19 protein-coding genes are annotated in these 19,582 nt (G+C 57.3%); 13 read left to right on the top strand and 6 right to left on the bottom strand.

Going from position 1 to position 19,582, the window contains the following annotated elements; all coding sequences use genetic code 11:
* Positions 1-50: 50 nt before the first annotated feature.
* From FO268_RS09340 to clpS, 3 genes are all read right to left on the bottom strand, one after another.
* Positions 51-1,082: a putative solute-binding protein gene (locus FO268_RS09340; protein ID WP_150992263.1), complete on the bottom strand. Its 1,032-nt coding sequence runs from the start codon at positions 1,080-1,082 to the stop codon at positions 51-53.
* A gap of 226 nt (positions 1,083-1,308) precedes the next feature.
* Positions 1,309-3,579, bottom strand: coding sequence for an ATP-dependent Clp protease ATP-binding subunit ClpA (gene clpA / locus FO268_RS09335; protein WP_150992261.1), 2,271 nt, complete (start codon positions 3,577-3,579; stop codon positions 1,309-1,311).
* Positions 3,580-3,597: 18 nt separating this feature from the next.
* Positions 3,598-3,957, bottom strand: coding sequence for an ATP-dependent Clp protease adapter ClpS (clpS, locus tag FO268_RS09330; RefSeq protein WP_137434762.1), 360 nt, complete (start codon positions 3,955-3,957; stop codon positions 3,598-3,600).
* A 329-nt stretch (positions 3,958-4,286) separates the two neighbouring features.
* Between clpS and FO268_RS23270 the strand changes: the two genes are divergently transcribed.
* The 8 genes from FO268_RS23270 (at position 4,287) to FO268_RS09290 (ending at position 11,343) form a co-directional block, all read left to right on the top strand.
* Positions 4,287-4,613 (top strand): cold shock domain-containing protein, encoded by a 327-nt coding sequence (locus FO268_RS23270; RefSeq protein WP_150992259.1) that lies wholly within the window; start codon positions 4,287-4,289, stop codon positions 4,611-4,613.
* A 203-nt stretch (positions 4,614-4,816) separates the two neighbouring features.
* A complete protein-coding gene (locus FO268_RS09320; RefSeq protein ID WP_150992256.1) occupies positions 4,817-5,458 on the top strand; it encodes a pseudouridine synthase in 642 nt (213 codons plus the stop codon).
* Positions 5,455-5,904 (top strand): NUDIX hydrolase, encoded by a 450-nt coding sequence (locus tag FO268_RS09315; RefSeq protein WP_150992254.1) that lies wholly within the window; start codon positions 5,455-5,457, stop codon positions 5,902-5,904. The genes FO268_RS09320 and FO268_RS09315 overlap by 4 nt, the downstream gene beginning before the upstream one ends.
* Positions 5,905-5,914: 10 nt before the next feature.
* Complete coding sequence (mnmA, locus tag FO268_RS09310; RefSeq protein WP_404802913.1) at positions 5,915-7,114, top strand: tRNA 2-thiouridine(34) synthase MnmA; 1,200 nt, start codon at positions 5,915-5,917, stop codon at positions 7,112-7,114.
* The gene (hflD, locus tag FO268_RS09305; protein ID WP_150992249.1) at positions 7,111-7,755 is read left to right on the top strand and encodes a high frequency lysogenization protein HflD; all 645 of its coding nucleotides are present in this window, start codon (positions 7,111-7,113) and stop codon (positions 7,753-7,755) included. Before mnmA ends, hflD begins: the two co-directional genes overlap by 4 nt.
* Before the next feature lie 79 nt (positions 7,756-7,834).
* Positions 7,835-9,202 carry an adenylosuccinate lyase gene (purB, locus tag FO268_RS09300; protein ID WP_150992247.1) on the top strand — a complete coding sequence of 456 codons (1,368 nt, stop codon included), beginning with the start codon at positions 7,835-7,837 and terminating at the stop codon, positions 9,200-9,202.
* Positions 9,203-9,205: 3 nt separating this feature from the next.
* Positions 9,206-10,357 carry a cupin domain-containing protein gene (locus FO268_RS09295; protein WP_150992245.1) on the top strand — a complete coding sequence of 384 codons (1,152 nt, stop codon included), beginning with the start codon at positions 9,206-9,208 and terminating at the stop codon, positions 10,355-10,357.
* Positions 10,358-10,377: 20 nt separating this feature from the next.
* Positions 10,378-11,343, top strand: coding sequence for a GNAT family N-acetyltransferase (locus FO268_RS09290; RefSeq protein ID WP_150993297.1), 966 nt, complete (start codon positions 10,378-10,380; stop codon positions 11,341-11,343).
* Here the strand turns inward: FO268_RS09290 and FO268_RS09285 are convergent.
* On the bottom strand, positions 11,332-12,342 hold the full coding sequence (locus FO268_RS09285; protein ID WP_150992243.1) for a LysR family transcriptional regulator: 1,011 nt from the start codon (positions 12,340-12,342) through the stop codon (positions 11,332-11,334). The genes FO268_RS09290 and FO268_RS09285 overlap by 12 nt on opposite strands.
* A 258-nt stretch (positions 12,343-12,600) precedes the next feature.
* Here FO268_RS09285 and FO268_RS09280 point away from each other — a divergent pair, with 258 nt between their 5' ends.
* Complete coding sequence (locus FO268_RS09280; protein ID WP_150992241.1) at positions 12,601-13,374, top strand: hypothetical protein; 774 nt, start codon at positions 12,601-12,603, stop codon at positions 13,372-13,374.
* Positions 13,375-13,500: 126 nt separating this feature from the next.
* On the top strand, positions 13,501-15,771 hold the full coding sequence (locus FO268_RS09275) for an ATP-binding protein (RefSeq protein ID WP_150993295.1): 2,271 nt from the start codon (positions 13,501-13,503) through the stop codon (positions 15,769-15,771).
* Here FO268_RS09275 and FO268_RS09270 read toward each other — a convergent pair.
* Positions 15,731-16,201, bottom strand: coding sequence for a MarR family winged helix-turn-helix transcriptional regulator (locus FO268_RS09270; protein ID WP_150992239.1), 471 nt, complete (start codon positions 16,199-16,201; stop codon positions 15,731-15,733). The genes FO268_RS09275 and FO268_RS09270 overlap by 41 nt on opposite strands.
* A gap of 3 nt (positions 16,202-16,204) precedes the next feature.
* Positions 16,205-16,690 carry a glutathione peroxidase gene (locus FO268_RS09265; protein ID WP_150992237.1) on the bottom strand — a complete coding sequence of 162 codons (486 nt, stop codon included), beginning with the start codon at positions 16,688-16,690 and terminating at the stop codon, positions 16,205-16,207.
* 218 nt (positions 16,691-16,908) lie between these two features.
* On the opposite strand from FO268_RS09265, the gene FO268_RS09260 reads away from it, so the two are divergent.
* From FO268_RS09260 to htpX, 3 genes are all read left to right on the top strand, one after another.
* The gene (locus tag FO268_RS09260) at positions 16,909-18,123 is read left to right on the top strand and encodes a pyridoxal phosphate-dependent aminotransferase (RefSeq protein WP_150992235.1); all 1,215 of its coding nucleotides are present in this window, start codon (positions 16,909-16,911) and stop codon (positions 18,121-18,123) included.
* A gap of 11 nt (positions 18,124-18,134) precedes the next feature.
* Entirely contained in the window at positions 18,135-18,596 is a 462-nt protein-coding gene (locus tag FO268_RS09255; RefSeq protein WP_150992233.1) for a hypothetical protein, read from the top strand.
* 96 nt (positions 18,597-18,692) lie between these two features.
* Positions 18,693-19,574, top strand: coding sequence for a protease HtpX (gene htpX, locus FO268_RS09250; protein ID WP_150992231.1), 882 nt, complete (start codon positions 18,693-18,695; stop codon positions 19,572-19,574).
* The last annotated feature ends 8 nt before the right edge of the window (positions 19,575-19,582 follow it).

The following is a 19,582-nucleotide window of genomic DNA, read 5'->3' as shown; positions in this document are numbered from 1 at the left end:
GATAGCCCCGGCTCCGGGGCTTTCTCCTCCGCTGCCAGACCTGGCGCCCCCTACTCCCGGTTTTCCGCCGTACACTCCGCTGCCCCCGGGTTGGTATAACACCGCACCTTACGCAGTATGGTCATCATTTCATCGTGGTAGACTCCGGCGGCCAGCATGCCGGACTCCTCCGTGGATTCCTGCATATCAATTCGCACGCTGCGCAGCATCTCCTGATATCCCCGTACCGCCTCTGGTGATATTTCGACCCAGCGCTCTTCGGGTATCGCCCGCTCATACTGCCTTACAATACGCATGGCTTCCGGATAAAGCCTCGACATGATTCGCCGTGACTGACGCACGAAGGCGTCATCAAATTCACCTTGCCGGGCAATCAGCTGAACCGTGACCTGTCCAACCGGGTATTTCACAATACCGCCCGTCTCCCCCATGCCACGGAACATCTCCAGCACCTCATAGGCGGCTGCAGGCGCGTAGCTGATATCCGCCTCTCCGGAATTGAACAGGCGGGCAAAGTTGGAGATCTTTGCGGTCACTGGCACCGCCCCCACGTATTCCACCATGTGGCGGGCATCGTGATGCCCCTCAAACACGGTGATGCGCTTGTTCTTCAGCGCATCCACATGGTCAATGGCGCGATCATTCACAAACAGATAGGCAGCACCCATCGGCGTCACGCCAAGCACTTCGTACCCGTCCTGCTCCAGGTGGTGGCCTACCCTTGGACTGGACAGTATATGGAGCAGTACCTGCAAGTCTTCATAGTAAGGAACGGCCCCGATAGCACTGATCGACCCCGAAAAATCATTGAACTTCCGGGCTCCCATATCAGTTACCGCAACGATATCGCATTGACCGGAGCGGAAGTCAGCAATCGCCTGGTTTTCATTCGTATAGGGCCTCATCGAAAGCGGCACCCCGGCCATGGTGGCCTTGCGCTGGTAATCCTGCAGGGTGCGATAAACAAATCCCCCGGCGCCTGCTACGTCAAATACACAGAATTCCCGCCGCTCCCCGGCGCCGGCACTGTTCCAGGCCCAGAACGCGAGAGCCCCCAGCAAGAGCAGGTGTAATGCTTTCATTTCCCGATTCTCCTTATCATTGTTGTCGTGCGGAATTGCCGGCCGCGGCCCGTTCACGCCGGTTTACCCAGCCTGCAGACAACAATCTGACAGAGAACGAACAGGAATGGATTGACGGCAATGGCAGGGCGAGTGCCCCAAAAGGGCCAATCGGGAGAAAACCTTCATAAAAAAAGCCACGCTGTCTCCAGCGTGGCTTTTCGTTTTCCCGGCTAAAGTTCGGTGTCTACACCGCCTCGGCCGGTTCGTCCTCATACTCGAAATGCAGTTCATCGTCCTTGAGATGGATATGCACGTCACCCCCGCGTTCCGAGAGGCGACCAAACAGAATCTGCTCAGCCAGTGGCCGCTTGATCTTGTCCTGGATCAGCCGAGCCATCGGACGCGCGCCCATGGTGACATCGTAGCCCTTCTCTGCCAGCCACACCTTCGCAGCATCATCGACGTGAAGCACAACATGCTTCTCATCCAGCTGGGCCTGCAGTTCGGTAAGGAACTTGTCCACCACGTGGGTAATGGTGGCCGGTTGCAGGTCGCCGAACTGGATAATGCCATCCAGACGGTTGCGGAATTCCGGCGTGAAGGTCTTGGAAATAATTTCCATGCCGTCACTGCTGTGATCCTGCTCGCTGAACCCGATAGAACGGCGGGCCATACTCTCGGCGCCTGCGTTGGTGGTCATCACCAGGATCACGTGGCGGAAATCCGCCTTGCGTCCATTGTTGTCCGTCAGAGTGCCGTGGTCCATTACCTGCAGCAGCAGGTTAAAGACTTCCGGATGGGCCTTTTCAATCTCGTCCAACAGCAGTACACAGTGCGGATGCTTGCTCACTGACTCCGTCAGCAGACCACCCTGATCGTAGCCCACGTAGCCAGGAGGCGCACCGATCAGACGGGACACGGTATGCCGCTCCATGTACTCCGACATGTCGAAGCGAACCAGCTCGATCCCCAGTACTTTGGCAAGCTGCTTGGTGACTTCGGTCTTGCCCACCCCCGTGGGACCGGCAAACAGGAAGGCGCCTTCGGGCTTCTCCGGAGCCTTGAGGCCGGCGCGGGCAAGCTTGATGGCAGTGGAAAGTGACTCGATGGCCGGGTCCTGACCGAAGACCACCATCTTAAGGTCCCGCTCCAGGTTTCGGAGCAGGTCCTTGTCGCTGGTGGAGACGTTCTTCGGCGGGATACGGGCGATGTTGGCCACCACGTCCTCGATCTCTGATACATCGAGGGTTTTCTTGCGCTTGGCAATGGGCAGCAGGCGCTGATGTGCCCCGGCCTCATCGATAACATCAATGGCCTTGTCGGGCAGATGCCGGTCGGTGATGTAACGCTCCGACAGCTCCGCAGCCACCCGTAATGCCTGGTCGGTGTATTTCAGGTCGTGGTGCTTCTCGAAATGAGGTTTCAGGCCTTTGAGGATCTGGTAGGTATCCTCAACACTGGGCTCGTTCACATCGATTTTCTGGAAGCGACGGGCCAGCGCACTGTCTTTTTCGAAAATGCCTCGGAATTCCTGGAAGGTGGTGGAGCCGATGCAGCGGATTTCCCCCGAGCTCAGCATGGGCTTGAGCAGGTTGGAGGCGTCCATGACACCGCCGGAAGCGGACCCTGCACCGATAATGGTGTGAATCTCGTCAATAAACAGAATCGCGTGCTTTTCTTTCTTGAGCTCCGCAAGCAGGCCTTTCAGACGCTTCTCGAAATCGCCCCTGTACTTGGTGCCGGCCAGCAGCGCGCCCAGATCCAGGGAGTAGACCACCGCGTCCGAGATGATATCCGGTACCTGGCCATCCACAATGCGTTTGGCCAGGCCTTCGGCGATCGCGGTTTTGCCCACACCGGCTTCGCCCACCAGCAGCGGATTGTTCTTGCGACGGCGGACCAGGATCTGGACAACCCGTTCCACTTCGTGTTCCCGGCCGATCAGAGGGTCAATGCGGCCCTGACGTGCCTGTTCATTGAGATTGGTTGCGTAGCTTTCCAGAGGACGCGAAGCACCGCCCTCCTCGCCAGCTTCTTCGTGAGAAGCCTGGTCATGACCTCCCTGATCTTCGGCACCCTGAACGCGGGAGATGCCGTGGGAAACAAAATTCACCACGTCAATACGGGCAATGCTCTGCTTCTTGAGCACATAGACCGCCTGGCTTTCCTGTTCACTGAAGATGGCCACCAGTACGTTTGCACCGGTCACCTCTTTTTTGCCAGAGGATTGCACGTGAAAGACAGCACGTTGAAGCACGCGCTGGAATCCGAGCGTGGGTTGGGTTTCCCGCTCGCTATCGTTGCTGGGGATCAGTGGTGTGGTTGAATCCACGAACTCAACGAGTTCTTCCTGAAGCCTGGCCAGGTCTGCACCACATGCTTTCAGGACGCCCACTGCCGAATCGTTATCGAGCAAGGCCAGCAAAAGGTGCTCCACCGTCATGAATTCATGACGCTTGTCGCGGGCACTTTTGAAAGCCGTATTCAGTGTAATTTCTAGATCTTTGCTCAGCATGGGCCACCCCAAGGTCTATCAGTCCGCACGTTCAATCTCGCAAAGGAGCGGATGCTCGCATTCCGAAGAATACTGGTTCACCTGTGCTGCCTTTGTTTCCGCGATGTCTCGGGTATATACCCCACATACGGCCTTTCCCTGCGTATGGACGAGCAGCATCACCTGCGTCGCCTTTTCTTCGTTCATTCCGAAGAAGGTCATCAACACATCCACGACAAAATCCATGGGTGTGTAGTCATCGTTCAGAAGCAACACCCTGAAGCGTGCCGGACGCTTTAGAGCAGGCTTCTCGGGAGCAACACTGACATCATCCTGACGCCCGGGTTGTTCGTCCTCTCCCTGATTTAATACTAGTAGAGAATTCTGGATAGTCCGCATGATTCTTTACCGGAAATCGGTGCCTCTTCCTAAAGATGGTTGTCTGCCGTCCGGTTTTCAAGGTGCGTGAAGGAACCCGGACGTGCGCTGGTTATCAATAACGCCATGATACAGGCTCAGACCCCGGTTCAACCATACATTCCAGCTATAACTGCTATTGACTCTGAACGAATATTGGTCAACAGTACGATAGCAATGTAAAATATTGTAAATTGGCGTAAGCGGCCCGTTACAGAACGCCTGTAACAACCCGGTATCCGTGCAAGGCAAAACGCCCGGAATATACCAATAACAAAGACACTGACAGTGAAAGAACAGGGGAGTTCATCATGCCAAGAGGCAAAGTAAAGTGGTTCAACAATGCCAAGGGTTATGGCTTCATAATTGAAGAAGGCTGCAGTGACGATCTGTTTGCTCACTTCTCTTCAGTGCAAATGGAAGGTTACAAAACTTTAAAGGCCGGCCAGCCCGTCACCTTTGAGAAGAAACCAAGCGACAAGGGGATCCACGCGGTCAACATTGTCCCTGAAGAGCAGCCGCAAAAGCAGGGTTCGTCGGAAGCCAGTTCCGAAAAAAAGCCTGGCAGCGACAGTAGCGGTGCCGAAGAGGATCATAGCAGCGACTATCAGGATCATCCTCGCGCCGCCAACGCCTGACCCGGAACAGCTTCGCCCTCGGCGGTTATCGGAATACCCTGCCCGACCGCCGCATGGCACCGCAACTGTGCAAGCAGTTTGCGGTCTGATACCCCCGTACCCCCTGAAATAGTGGGCGGACTTGTAGTTCCGTGCGCGCTGATTTCCGGCTGTTTCTGGCATACTACCCTCTCCCAGTTCCGACCCGAAGGTAATGAGCCGCAATGGCAATGCTGATCCTGTTTAACAAGCCCTACCGCGTAATGTGCCAGTTTACCGACGGCAAAGACGGTACGGACGGCAACCGCCGTGCCACCCTTGCAGACTGGATCACCACCCCTGATGTATACCCTGCCGGCCGGCTCGATTTCGAATCCGAAGGCCTTTTACTGCTGACTGACAACGGCCAGTTGCAGCACCACATCGCCTCTCCTCGAAAGAAGATGCCGAAAACCTACTGGGTTCAGGTTGAGGGCGAAATCTCCGACAAAGCACTCCAGCAACTGCGGGAAGGGGTTGAACTCAAGGACGGTAGAACCCGCCCGGCAGAAGTGGCATCCATGGAGCCGCCCGATCTCTGGCCGCGTAACCCGCCGGTCCGTTACCGGGAAGCAATCCCCACCAGTTGGATACAACTGAGAATCACCGAAGGCAAGAACCGCCAGGTTCGACGCATGACCGCCGCCGTGGGCTTCCCTACCCTACGACTGGTTCGCTATGGTATCGGGAACTGGACCCTTGATGGGCTTGCACCCGGGGAGTTCAGAGCAATCACGGCCCACCCGCCGGCAGCCCGATCACAGACAGCCGGACGCAGACCGATAAAATCCCGTAAACCCTCCGCACGGAGAAGCCCACGCCCATGACCTGGACACCCCACGCCACCGTTGCTGTTATTGTCGAAGATGATGAGGGCCGGTTTCTGCTGGTCGAAGAGGTCAGTCATGGCCAGGTGGTGTTCAACCAACCGGCAGGCCACGTCGAGGAAGATGAACGGATCATTGATGCTGCGCTGCGGGAAACGCTCGAAGAAACCGGCTGGACGGTGGAGCCTGAGTATTTCCTCGGAGTCTACACTTACAAGGCCCCTGCGAACGGCGTGACCTACTACCGTTTCTGTTTCTCGGCCAAAGCAGTGTCCCGGGTTACCCGGGAACTGGATAATGGCATCATTGCCGCCCACTGGCTGACACCGGAGGAAATCAGCCAGCAGGCCGATAAACTCCGAAGCCCGCTGGTGATGCAATGCATAGACGATTACCGAAACGGGCGCCACTTTCCCCTGGACGTCATTGTCGAACCGCAGACGTAACCGGGCTTAAATGCTAGAATCCGCCCCTTTGAACCCGACAGACCCAGACATGACTAAACCACCAGAAAATACCCGAGTAATTGTCGGCATGTCCGGCGGCGTGGACTCTTCCGTGGCAGCCTGGCTCCTTAAAGACCAGGGCTACCAGGTAGAAGGCCTGTTCATGAAAAACTGGGATGAGGACGACGGTACCGAATACTGCACCGCCATGACCGACCTGGCAGACGCCCAGGCGGTGGCGGATGCCATCGGTATAACCCTGCACACCGCCAGTTTTGCAGCGGAATACTGGGACCGGGTATTCGAGCACTTCCTGTCGGAATACAAGGCCGGCCGGACGCCAAATCCTGATATCCTGTGTAACAAGGAAGTGAAGTTCCGCGCCTTTCTGGACTACGCCATCACCCTGGGTGCTGATTACATTGCCACGGGCCATTACACCCGCCAGCGGCCGCTGAATGATGGCAGCGGCAGAGCCGAACTGCTCAAGGGGCTTGATCCTAACAAGGACCAGAGCTACTTCCTGCATGCGGTTTCCGGCGACCGTATCGCCCGCACACTGTTTCCCGTGGGTGAACTGGAGAAACCAGAAGTAAGACGCATTGCTGCCGAGCAGGGCTTCATTACCCATGACAAGAAGGATTCCACCGGTATCTGCTTTATCGGCGAGCGCAAGTTCCGCGATTTCCTGAAGCAGTATATTCCTGCCCAGCCCGGGAATATCGAGACGCCTGACGGCCAGGTAATTGGCCGCCACCAGGGGCTGATGTACCACACCATCGGCCAGCGCCAGGGCCTGGGTATCGGTGGTCTGAGCGAATTCGGTGACGACCCATGGTACGTGGCGGATAAAGATCTTTCCCGCAATGTGTTGATTGCCGTTCAGGGCAAGCACCACCCTCTGCTTTTCTCCCGTGGCCTGCTCAGTGGGCCGGTAGACTGGATTGCTGGGGAACCGCCGGCTGCGGAGTTCCGCTGCAAGGCCAAAACCCGTTACCGTCAGCCGGATCAGGACTGCGTTGTCACCGTCCGAGGCGGTGGGTTCAGAGTAGTGTTTGACGAGGCCCAGCGAGCCGTCACACCCGGGCAATCCGTGGTCTTCTACAACGGCGAAGTCTGCCTTGGCGGTGGTGTGATCGAGCAAACCTGGCGGGACGATGAGCAGGAACCGGCACCGTCCATCCACACGTCAGAGGGAGCCGGCGCATGAGCCGTTCCATACATGACCAGACCCTTGCCCTGGCAGGGGTTTTCCAGGCCTCGGCCCTGGTTCAGCAAATAGCCCATTCGGGGCAGTGCGCAGAATCCAGCTTTGAAACCTGCATGCGCTCCCTGTTTGCGACGCAACCCGAAACCACTCTGGACGTCTATGGCGGCGAACTGAAAGACCTGCGGGAAGGCCTGTCCACGCTGGCCGGCGTGCTCAGCCAGCAAAGCAAGCAGCAGGACATCGAAGTACTGCGTTATGCCCTCAACCTGATCAACCTGGCATCCAAGCTGCGGCGCAACAGTGACATGCTGGATGTCATTGGCAGCCGCATTGACCAGGCCCGTCACACGGCCAGCCACTTCGGCTACAACCATGGCAACCTGGTTGCCAATCTGGCCTCGATCTACGCGGATACCATCAGCACCTTCCGCCAGCGCATCCAGGTCACTGGCGAGCCCACTATTCTGCAGCGCGAGGAAAATGCCGCGAAGGTTCGGGCCCTGTTGCTGGCCGGCATCCGGTCTTCAATACTCTGGCACCAGACCGGTGGGCGCCGCTGGCAGCTGATTTTCAACCGCCGCAAAGTCATCATGACTGCCCGGGAACTGGCCGAGAAGGCAAACCGCTCGGTTTACGACTGAATCCCGGCCGCTGCTGGTGTATCATATGCGCCCCCAGTTTTTCTTTTGACCGATTCTTTGATGACTTGAGAGGTTTTCGATGGAACTCAACGCCCTGACCGCCATTTCCCCGGTGGATGGACGCTATGGCAGCAAAGTCAGCGTTTTCCGTGACATTTTCAGTGAATATGGCCTGATCAGGAACCGCGTGACCGTCGAACTCCGCTGGCTACAAAAGCTGGCTGCCCACCCCGAAATCACCGAGGTGCCTGCCTTTTCTGCCGAAGCCAACCAGTTCCTGGACAACATGGTCTCCGGCTTCAGCCTGGCAGACGCGGAACAGATCAAGGGTATCGAGCGCACCACCAATCACGACGTCAAGGCGGTTGAGTACTTTATCAAGGAAAAGATCGCCGGTGTTCCGGAACTGCACGCCGTTACCGAGTTCGTCCACTTCGCCTGCACCTCCGAGGACATTAACAACCTGTCCCATGCTCTGATGCTGCGTGAAGGCCTCGACCACGGCCTGTTGCCAGCCATGGACCGGGTAGTGGACCGGTTGGCCGAACTCGCCCACGATCATGCGGAACAGCCGATGTTGTCCCGCACCCACGGCCAGACCGCATCGCCATCGACGGTGGGCAAGGAACTGGCCAATGTGGTTTACCGCCTGCGCCGCCAGATGAAGCAGATTCGAGCGGTTGAGCTGATGGGCAAGATCAACGGCGCCGTAGGCAACTACAACGCCCACCTGTCTGCTTACCCCGCCATCGACTGGGCGCAGAATGCGAAAGACTTCATTGAGAGCCTGGGGCTGGACTGGAACCCCTACACCACCCAGATCGAACCCCACGATTACATTGCCGAGCTGTATGACGCCATTGCCCGTTTCAACACCGTCCTGATTGATCTGGACCGGGATATCTGGGGCTATATTTCCCTGGGGTATTTCAAGCAGAAAACCGTGGAAGGCGAAGTGGGTTCGTCCACCATGCCCCACAAGGTCAACCCCATCGATTTCGAGAACTCCGAAGGCAACCTGGGCATCGCCAACGCCCTGTTCAGCCATCTGTCTGCCAAGCTGCCGATTTCACGCTGGCAGCGGGACCTGACCGACTCCACGGTGCTGCGTAATCTGGGCGTCGGTTTCGCTCACAGTCTGATTGCCTACGAGGCGACACTGAAGGGCCTGAGCAAACTGGAAATCAACCCGGCACGACTGGACGAAGACCTGAACCACGCCTGGGAAGTGCTGGCGGAACCCATCCAGACCGTCATGCGCCGCTATAACATCGAGAAGCCTTACGAAAAACTCAAGGCCCTGACCCGTGGGAAGGCCATGACCCCGGATGTGATCAAGGCCTTTGTGGACTCCCTGGACATTCCCGACGCCGCCAAGGCGGAACTGATGGAACTGACCCCGGGCACCTACATTGGCAACGCCACCCAACAGGCACGGGATATCTGAACCATGAAACTGCCCGGCGGAATGCCCGCACAGGAATTCCTGCGGGATTACTGGCAGAAAAAGCCGCTCGTCATCCGCCAGGCGTTCCCCGGCTTCGAGTGCCCGGTGTCGGCGGATGAGCTGGCGGGGCTGGCCTGCGAGGAGGCCGTCGAATCCCGTATTGTGATCGAGAACGACAACGGCAAACCCTGGCAACTGCACAACGGCCCCTTTGCGCCCGAGCGCTTCGGCAAACTGCCGGATAGCGACTGGACACTGCTGGTACAGGGCCTTGACCATTGGGTACCGGACATTGCCGATCTGCTGGACGAATTCCGGTTTGTGCCCAACTGGCGGCTGGACGACATCATGGCCAGCTACGCACCCAAAGGCGGGAGCGTTGGCCCCCATTATGATCAGTACGACGTGTTCCTCCTGCAGGCGCAGGGACACCGACGCTGGACCTTTGGCGGCCACTGTGACCATACATCCCCCAGGGTGGACGGCACTCCGCTGCGGATACTGAGCAGCTGGGATGGTGAAGAAACCGTGACCCTGGCGCCGGGCGACATGCTGTACCTGCCACCGGGCATTGGTCACCACGGCGTGGCCGAGGATGACTGTATTACCCTGTCCGTGGGTTTCCGTGCACCCACCATTGACGATGTACTGACCGGCTTCACGGATTTCCTCTGTAGTCAGTCCGATGCCTCCGAGCACCTCAATGATCCAGGCCTTCAGGTGCAGGATAATCCAGGAACCATTACTTCGGACGTGATAGACCGCCTTGACGGTGTAATTCGTGAAAAGCTCACCGACAAACGCCAACTGGCGCTCTGGTTTGGCCAATACGCCACGGCGCCGAAGAGTCTCGACATTGTCGTACCGGCAGAGGAACCGGTAACCCCGGAAGCCGTCAGTGGGTGGATTGCAGCAGGCACCCCAATGCGGTGGAATGAGGGCTCCCGTTTCGCCTACTATGACTTTGAGGGCGAAACGGCTCTGTTTGTGGATGGCGAGCAATTTCTGCTTCGGGGCGATGCGCGGCCTCTGGCGCCATTACTCTGTGCCCGCGCCACCCCGGATATGGCAGCGCTGGCAGGGTTTGTGGGCGACGACGCTATCTGCGGGCTATTGAGCAACCTCGTCAACCAGGGTTCACTGTATTTCGAATAACAAGCGTGAGTGACAGCGGAATGAATGTGCGGATTCGCAAATACAGCTGGCAGCTGGCGCCGGCGGACGTCCGGAACATACGCCAGACCGTGTTTGTGGAAGAGCAACAGGTGCCACCAGAGCTGGAGTGGGACGACACCGACGAGATTGCCGATCATTATCTGGCCGTATTGGCCGACAATACTCCGGTGGGGGTTGGCAGGTTGTTCTCCACCCTGGAGGAAACCGCCCACATCGGGCGCATGGCCATTCTGCCAGCCCATCGTGGCAAGGGCATCGGAGAAGCCCTGCTGCGTCATATGATGGGCGAAGCGGCGGGCCAGTTCAGTGAGGTTCAGCTTTCCGCCCAGGAACACGCCATACCGTTCTACCAGCAGTCGGGTTTTCACGTCTGCTCGGATTTCTACGACGACGCCGGCATCCCCCACGTGGATATGCGTTGTCTGGCGCCAAAGCTGGTGAGTAGCGCTTTCGGTGCCCGCCAGAACCCCATGCTACTGGGGGAAGACCGGGACGCCTGGCTGTTTGCCAGTGAAAGAATCATGACAGACCTCATGGATTCGGTAGCCGGGCAGGCCCGCCAGCGGATCTGGCTGTATGATCGCCTGCTGGACCATGATCTTTATGACCGCCTGCGGTTCCGGGAGTTGATCTCCACCCTCGCCCGCCACCACCGGCTCAGCGAAGTGCGCCTGCTGATTCACGACGACAAGCCCCTGGTGAAACGCCGCCACCAGATTGTGGAGCTGATGCGCCGCATTCCCAGCCGTATTGAACTGAAGTTGATCAACGAGGACTACCCTGTTGAAGACCAGCCTTTTATGCTGGTCGACCGTGAGGGCGTGGTGTTTCGTCACGACTTCTACAAACCCGAAGGTTTCGCCAAATTTTCGGATAGTGGCCGGGTAAAGCTGCTGGCCGAATCCTTCCAGCGCATGTGGGATGCGGGAAAACGTTCACTGGAACTGCGGGAATTACCGCTCTGAGTGATGAAGACCGGGAACCTCCGCAGATTCGAACTGCGCCCCGAACGGTGCGAACTCAGCGTCCACTTCCTCCGCCACCTCGGCAATCAGCTTGCGCAACCACTGGTGATCCGTATTGTGCTGCAACAGGGGGCTCCAGGCCATTTTCAGCTCGAACGGCGGAATCTCGAACGGCGGCACCTTGACCACCAAATTGGGATTGTCTTTCTGCAGCCAGGCCGCCCGGGAGGGTAAGGTTGCAATCAGATCATGCTGCTCCGCCAGCAACATCGCGACCTGGTAATGCCTTGTGAATACAGAGATCTGGCGCTTTCTTCCCATCAACGACAGCGCCTCATCCACCCAGCCCAGACGCTGGACATCCTTCGGATTCACCCCTACCCCGACACCAAAACCGGTCTTGCTGACCCATATGTGGCTGGCATCCAGGTAGGTATCGAGAGTAAACGGCTCCTTCAGAATGGGGTTGCGTGCATTCATCAGGCAGGCGAAGTACTCCGTCCACAGAGTTTTCTGGTGAAACGACTGGGGGATTTTATCGAAGCGGTTGATGGCCATGTCCAGCCTACCCTGCTCCACATCCAGGAAGCTGACGTCACTGGGAGTCAGCACGTCCAGGGTAACGTGGGGGGCTTCCTGGCGAATCCGCCGGAGCACCCGCGGCATCAGACATGACTCTGCGTAGTCACTGGCCATGATGCGGAAGACCCGCTGGCTTTCCATGGCGGCGAAGGCAGTTTTCTCGTGCACCGCCTGCTCGATATCCGACAGGATGCCACGCACCAATGGCTGGAGTTCTGTTGCGCGCTCGGTGGCGGTCATACCCTCACTGGTTCTGACCAGCAAAGGATCTCCAAACAAATCCCTCAACCGACGCAGGCCGTTACTCATGGCCGGCTGTGTGATGCCCAGATGATTGGCCGCCTTGGTTACATTGCGCTCTCTGAGAAGCACATCGAGATAGACCAGCAAGTTCAGATCAACCCGGGAAATATCCATACGTTGGCACCTGTGTAATGGCCAGAACCGCCTGTCGCGGGACGGTCACCCGGTACTACGGCGGCTTTATTCATAAAAATAATAGTCTCAAGCGTAGCAATTCATTGAAATGATATAAAGTCAAAATCTTTCACATTTCAAAACGGAATCGTTTCAGGTTTTCTGCTAGTCTTTCGGATACTTGCTGGATTTCTCCGGTTTATTTGCGTCACCGGAGCCCCCCAGTGGCCATCCATTAGCCGGAGCTGTAGCAATAGAATGGATACCACAATGATTGTGCTGCTACTGGCAGCTATCGTTATCGTTTCGATCGTTATTATTGTGGCCAGCCAGATGCGGGAACGGGCCCGTATTGAGCGCGCCCGCAAGATTACCGCTCTTGAAGACAGTTACAATCGCGCCAACCGCTTGCTAGCCGAGATTCCCGGCCAATACCTCACCACCGACCTCAAGCTCCTGCTGATCAGACGCATGGAAGAAACCTGCAAGGATCTCAGGGCGCTCAAGTCCGACCAGCCCGTCGATGAATGGCTCAGGGCTGCCCAACAGCTGAAAAAGAAGGTGATGGACAACGAAGACCGGCGTCCTCCCGTCAAGATTGATTCACCCGAAAAATCCGGCTATGTCAAAGAGCTGCTGCAGAATCTTTTCAAGATGATTGAAGGAATGCATAAAGCCGGCAAGATCGACAGCACCACTGCCAAGAGTAGCCTGAGGTTTGTGTTGTTCCTTGTGCACAAGACCCATGCCGACCTGCATGTCTTCCAGGCTAGGGATTATGTGAAGCAGAACCAGATACGTAAAGCGATTCACGCCTATCATCTGGCCAGTACCGAAATGGGTAAATCCAGGGATAACCCGATGGCGATGAAAGCGGTCAAGAGTTTCCGCACCCGCATCAAGGAACTGGAAGCCATGAAAGGGGACGAATCACCGGGCAGCACGGCCGAGGGGCAATCGCGTCTGGACCGCGAATGGGATACCTTCCTCCACGACGAAGAATGGCGCAAAAAGGCCGATTACGACGATTAGCCGCGGGGTAGTGGCACCTCCACACCATCCGAAACGCTGACAGACAGGGACTGTAGATACACTGTGACAACTCCATTCAAAAAACGGCTTTCCTATCGCCTGACCCGGGACACCGTTTTGATTGCAATGGTGCTGGGGCTGATACTCAATATTGTCCAGGTCACTCTCGATTATTTCAGTGCCCGGGATTCCATGGAACGGGAAATCCGGGCGCTGATCGAAATAAGCCACAGCCCCGCTTCCCAGATTGCCTATAACATCGACATCCGGCTGGCGGAGGAATTGCTGGACGGTCTGCTCCGCCACCCTGCCACCATTGACGCCCGCATTATCGACAGCAATGACCAGACCATGGCTGCAGCCAGCCAGAGCAGTCCGAATTCCCGCTACCGCTGGATCAGTGATCTGTTGTTCGGAGACAGTCGGGTTTTCAGCCAGGAACTGGTGGTGCCACAATTGAGTGACCTTTCCCTTGGCCACCTGACGGTTACTATCGATACCTACCATTACGGCCTGCAGTTCCTGCAAAGGGCTGCTTATACCCTGCTGATCGGGCTATTAAAGAGCCTCGTACTGACGGCGGCTCTGCTCGCCATTTTCTATTTCATCCTGACCCGTCCCATGCTCAATGTGATTGGCGCGCTGAGCCGGGTCCGTGCGGAGTCCCCGGAAAAAGTTCGGTTGCCGGTGCCCGCCAATCACCGCGAGGATGAAATCGGCCAGATGGTGGGCATCATTAACCTGCACCTGGAAACCATGGACGCCAGTCTTGAGCAGTTGCGAAATGCAGAAAGCGCGATAAAGAATTACTCCAACCAACTGGAACAGGAGGTGGACGACCGCACCCGGGAAATCTCCGAAAAGAACGAAGCCCTCCAGCGGGGCAACCGCGCCCTGGTCAGAGCGAAGGAAGACGCAGTCCGCCGGGCCCGTGGCCGGGCCAATTTCCTTGCCAGCATGAGCCACGAAATCCGGACGCCACTTAATGGGGTTCTGGGCATGCTGGGCCTGGCACTGGAAGGCGACCTGGAACCGGCTCAGCGTAACCGGCTGGAGATCGCACTCAACGCCGGGCAAAGCCTGCTCGGGCTGCTGAACGATATCCTCGACATTTCCAAGGTCGAAGCCGGCAAACTCAGCCTTGAGAACATCCCTTTCAGTGTCCGCAGCCTGATAGAGGAGTGCGCGACACTGCATTCCCAGCAGGCCCGACGAAAGAATATAGACGTGGTGACCGACATTGAATGCGATCTGCCTGAATCCTTCCTCGGAGACCCGACCCGCACCCGACAGGTTCTCAACAATCTGTTGAGTAATGCCATCAAATTTACCGATCAGGGCAGCGTCCGTATTCGCGCCACCCGTTTTAACGGTAATCTGCGCATTGATGTGATTGATACCGGTATTGGTATGTCCAAGGAAGGGCTGCACCGGATTTTTTCACCGTTTTCCCAGGCAGATGCCGACACTACCCGGCTGTACGGCGGAACCGGGCTCGGTCTGACGCTTTGTCGACAGTTGGTCGAACGCATGCATGGGCAGATCCTGGTGGACTCTGAAGAGCGTCGGGGAACGCAGTTTACCGTAAACCTGCCCCTGCCGGTCCACGACCAGGCAGCATCAGGAGTAACGCCCGCGGACATCCCTGCGATTGTCAGAACGTCTGGGGTGGATATGGCCATACCCGGTGACCACCCCCACCGCCTGCCTATCGAGAGCCAGCTCAGAGCCTGGAGTATTCCAGTCCGTGACGCGGCCCGCAATGGCGGTGGCATCCTCATGGTTGCGGCCGACAAAGACAAGGAAGCAGGCCAGCAACTGGCAGCACAATGGTCAGGGGCCGGGGTAATTCTGGTGGACAGGGACGGCTCAGCGGTGGCTTCCGGAAACCAGCAGATACTGACCATGCCCCTCAGGCGGGATCAGCTCTTCCGCACACTGTGCGCTGCGGCAGGGCTGAAGCCGGCAACGGCACACTCCGAAACAGGTATGGAGGAAGCCTCAGGCTCTGGAAGGTCCCTGAACCTGTTGCTGGTGGAAGATAACCAGGTCAATCAGGTGGTCGCCAGTAGCATGCTGCGGAAACTGGGCCACAGGGTCACCCTGGCGGAAAACGGCAAGCGAGCGCTGGAAGCACTGAAATCAGGAGGGTTCGATGTTGTGCTGATGGATTGCCAGATGCCGGTAATGGATGGCTACGAAGCCACCCGCAAGATTCGGGAGAACACGGAATGGCGCGATTTACCGGTTATTGCCGTCACTGCCAATGTCATGCAGGGGGACCGGGATGACTGCCTCGAATCCGGGATGAACGACTACATTACCAAGCCCTACAATCGCGCTGACCTGAAAGCGGTTATCGATCGCTGGACTCCTCCCGAGCCTCGAGAAGGCTGAGTACCGAACGCAGCTCCTCACGGAGTGCCAGGATGCGCTCCTCGTCGATCCCCGTGCCGCACAACAATCGCTCAGGAATAGCCCTTGCCTGCTGGCGCATGGCCATGCCCTTTTCCGTTGGAGCTACCGTAACCACCCGTTCGTCGGGCGTATTCCGCTGACGGGTTACCAGGTCTCGCTCAGCCAGCCGTTTCAGCAATGGTGTCAGGGTGCCGGAATCGAGACGCAACCGATTGCCCAGATCAGACACCCGCACCACTTTGCCATCCCCGGCGGCTTCCCAAAGCACTAGCATGACCAGATACTGGGGGTAGGTCAGATTCAGCTCTGCCAACAGCGGCCGGTAGCGGGCGGTGACCGCCCGGTTGGCCGCATAGAGTGCGAAACACAGCTGGTTATCGAGAGCCAGTACGTCGTCTTCCATACTCATGACTTACAGCAACTTCTGAATGTCTGCGCGAATGGCAGAAGGCCGGGTTGTTGGCGGGTAACGCCCTACAACCCTCCCCTCACGATTGACCAGAAACTTGGTAAAGTTCCATTTCACCGCCTCTGAGCCCAGCAGGCCCTTGGCATTATGCTTGAGATACTCGAACAGAGGGTGGGAGTTCGGACCGTTAACCTCAATCTTGGCAAACATGGGGAAATCCACGCCATAATTCAGAGAGCAGAATTCGCTGATGGCCTTGTCGTCTGCCGGGTCCTGGTTGCGAAACTGGTTGCAGGGAAAGCCCAGTACTTCAAGCCCTTTGCCCTTCAGGTCCGCATAAAGAGATTGCAGCCCTTCAAACTGTGGGGTAAAACCGCACTTGCTGGCCGTGTTGACAATCAGCAGTACCTTGCCGCGGAATTCGTCAAGGGAGTGTGCTTCTCCACGAATATCGGTGGCGGTAAAGTCATAGACGCTCTGGCTGCTCATGATTACTATGCTCCTTTGCATTTTCCTCCATTATATTGTGCACAACCCGTTTTACAACCAGCCACGGCCCGATATGCCAGCCAGTTCATGGGATTTATGAGCTTTGGGCGTTAAATCTCCGCTTCTGTGCCACAATTCATCATAATTGGCCTGTTGCCGCCGGCCGTTGCTCCGCTAGAATACAGGCTTATATCTTTTACTGAGGAATTACCGGGCTTATGCAGAACTATCTCAAATCCGCCAAGCTGGATAACGTGTGTTACGAGATACGTGGCGTGGTTCTGCGCGAGGCCCGTCGTCTTGAGGAAGAGGGTCACCGGGTTCTCAAACTGAACATCGGCAACCCTGCGGCTTTCGAACTGGACGTTCCGGAGGAGATCCAGCAAGACGTTATCTACAATATGCACCTGGCCCAGGGCTACGTGGAATCCAAGGGGTTGTTCTCCGCCCGCAAGGCAGTCATGCACTACTGCCAGCAGCGTGGCATCGACAAGGTGGATATCGACGATATTTTCCTCGGCAATGGCGTCAGCGAGATGATCGTGATGTCCATGCAGGCCCTGCTCAACACCGGCGACGAAGTACTGATCCCGGCACCGGATTACCCTTTGTGGACTGCCGCTGTAACCCTTTCCAGCGGCAAACCGGTGCACTACCGTTGTGATGAAGCGCAGGACTGGTTCCCTGACATTGATGATATCCGCAAGAAGATCACCCGGCGTACCCGCGCCATTGTCCTCATCAACCCTAACAACCCCACCGGGGCTGTCTATTCCCGCGAACTGCTGGAACAGGTCGTGGAACTGGCCCGACAGCACAACCTGATCGTGTTGTCGGATGAGATCTACGACAAGATCCTCTACGACGGTACCGAGCATATTCCTACCGCCTCACTGGCGGACGATGTGCTGTTTTTTACCTATAACGGGTTGTCCAAGAACTACCGCGCCGCCGGCTACCGGTCCGGCTGGATGATCATCAGTGGCGCCAAGCACCGGGCACGGGATCTGATCGAGGGTATCGAAATGCTCTCCAACATGCGCCTGTGTGCCAACGTACCCGCCCAGCTTGCCATCCAGACCGCGCTCGGCGGCTACCAATCGATTGACGACCTGGTAGCACCGGGGGGCCGCCTGTTCGAGCAAAGGGAAACCGCCTGGAACCTGCTCAATGATATCCCCGGAGTCAGTTGTGTGAAACCGAAGGGGGCGCTCTACCTGTTCCCCAAGCTGGATCCCAAACGTTTTCCCATCGTCAATGACGAAAAGCTGGTTCTGGATCTACTACTGCAGGAACGCATCCTGCTGGTTCAGGGCTCAGCCTTCAATATTGATGACAAACAACACCTGCGCGTGGTTTTCCTGCCCCGGGAAGACACCCTGGAAGACGCCATGAAGCGCCTGGCACACTTCCTGTCTTCGTATCAGCTGTAACAGAGGGTCTTATGGCGGATATTCATATTGAAGAGTTCTACAAGGACGCCGCAATCGCCCTGGTACAGCTCTACAATGCCTTCCCCCGCCGGGTAAACCTGTTCGTGGAAGACATCGCCGGCCCCGATGAGCCGGACGAATTCGGGCTGCACAGCAAACGGCACATGGCGTGTTTCGGCACCCTGCTCTGGCTGGAAGAGGAAGGCCTGCTGCGTTACGTGGACACCATCCGCCAGGAAGCGCTCGACCAGGCCGTGCTCACCCAACGGGCGTTTGTGCGCATGAGCTCACCCGCCAGCCAGGATCTGCAGGAACAGGAGACCGCCGACAGCGGCGCCGAGCTTCCACCCGCCATCCGTGAAGACTTCTCTACCCACATCCACATGCTCCGCACCGCGCTCCGCAGTGGCAGTTCCGCGAAGATCAGCCGGGTAATGCAGGCAACATTCTTCCGCGACAGCGCCGATCATTAAATTGGTGTAAGCCTGTTGAAGGCGGCAACACAGGCCACATATAGCTGTCAGATACAAACAGCCGCTTGTGGCTGATGATTCAACAAGGAAATCCGGATGCGTATTCTGCTGTTTCTTGCTACTAACCTGGCCGTCATTCTTGTTGCCAGCTTCACCCTGAAACTGCTGGGTGTCGACAGTTATCTGGCCCAGAATGGGATTCAATATGGCTCCCTGCTGGCTTTTGCCGCAGTTTTCGGTTTTGCCGGTGCGATCATATCGTTGCTGATTTCCAAGCCCGTGGCCAAATGGAGCACCAAGGCCAAGGTCATCGAATCACCCAGAACGCCGGCCGAGCGTTGGCTGGTGGATACAGTTCGGGTACTGGCCAAAAATGCCGGCATCGGTATGCCGGAAGTGGCGATCTTCCCCGCATCTCAGTCCAACGCCTTTGCCACGGGCTGGAACAAGAACAACTCTCTGGTTGCTGTCAGTGAGGGACTGCTTCACCGCTTCAACAAGGATGAGATCCGCGCGGTGCTGGGCCATGAGATCGGCCACGTAGCCAATGGCGACATGGTCACACTTGCCCTGATCCAGGGGGTGGTGAACACCTTCGTGATTTTCGCATCCCGGGTGATTGGCTCATTCGTGGACCGCGTCGTGTTCAAGAACGAGAGTGGCCACGGCATCGGCTTTTTCGTGGTGAGTATTGCTGCGGAGATCGTACTGGGTATCCTCGCCAGCACCATTGTGTTCTGGTTCTCCCGCCGCCGGGAATTTCGGGCCGATATTGCCGGCGCACAGCTGGCGGGCCGTGATGCGATGATCAGCGCCCTGGCCCGACTCAAGCAGGAAAGTGAGGTGCCAGACCAGATGCCGGACAGCCTGCAGGCATTCGGCATCAACCGCGGAGCAAGAGCGGGGCTCAGTGCCCTGTTCATGACGCATCCACCGCTGGAAAGCCGGATAGCGGCCCTGCAGACAGCACAGCTATAACCGAGCGA

This window comes from Marinobacter denitrificans, assembly GCF_008795955.1.
Lineage (GTDB): Bacteria > Pseudomonadota > Gammaproteobacteria > Pseudomonadales > Oleiphilaceae > Marinobacter > Marinobacter denitrificans.
Note: the sequence above shows the minus strand (reverse complement) of the source record. Positions and strands in the feature narration are given on the sequence as shown.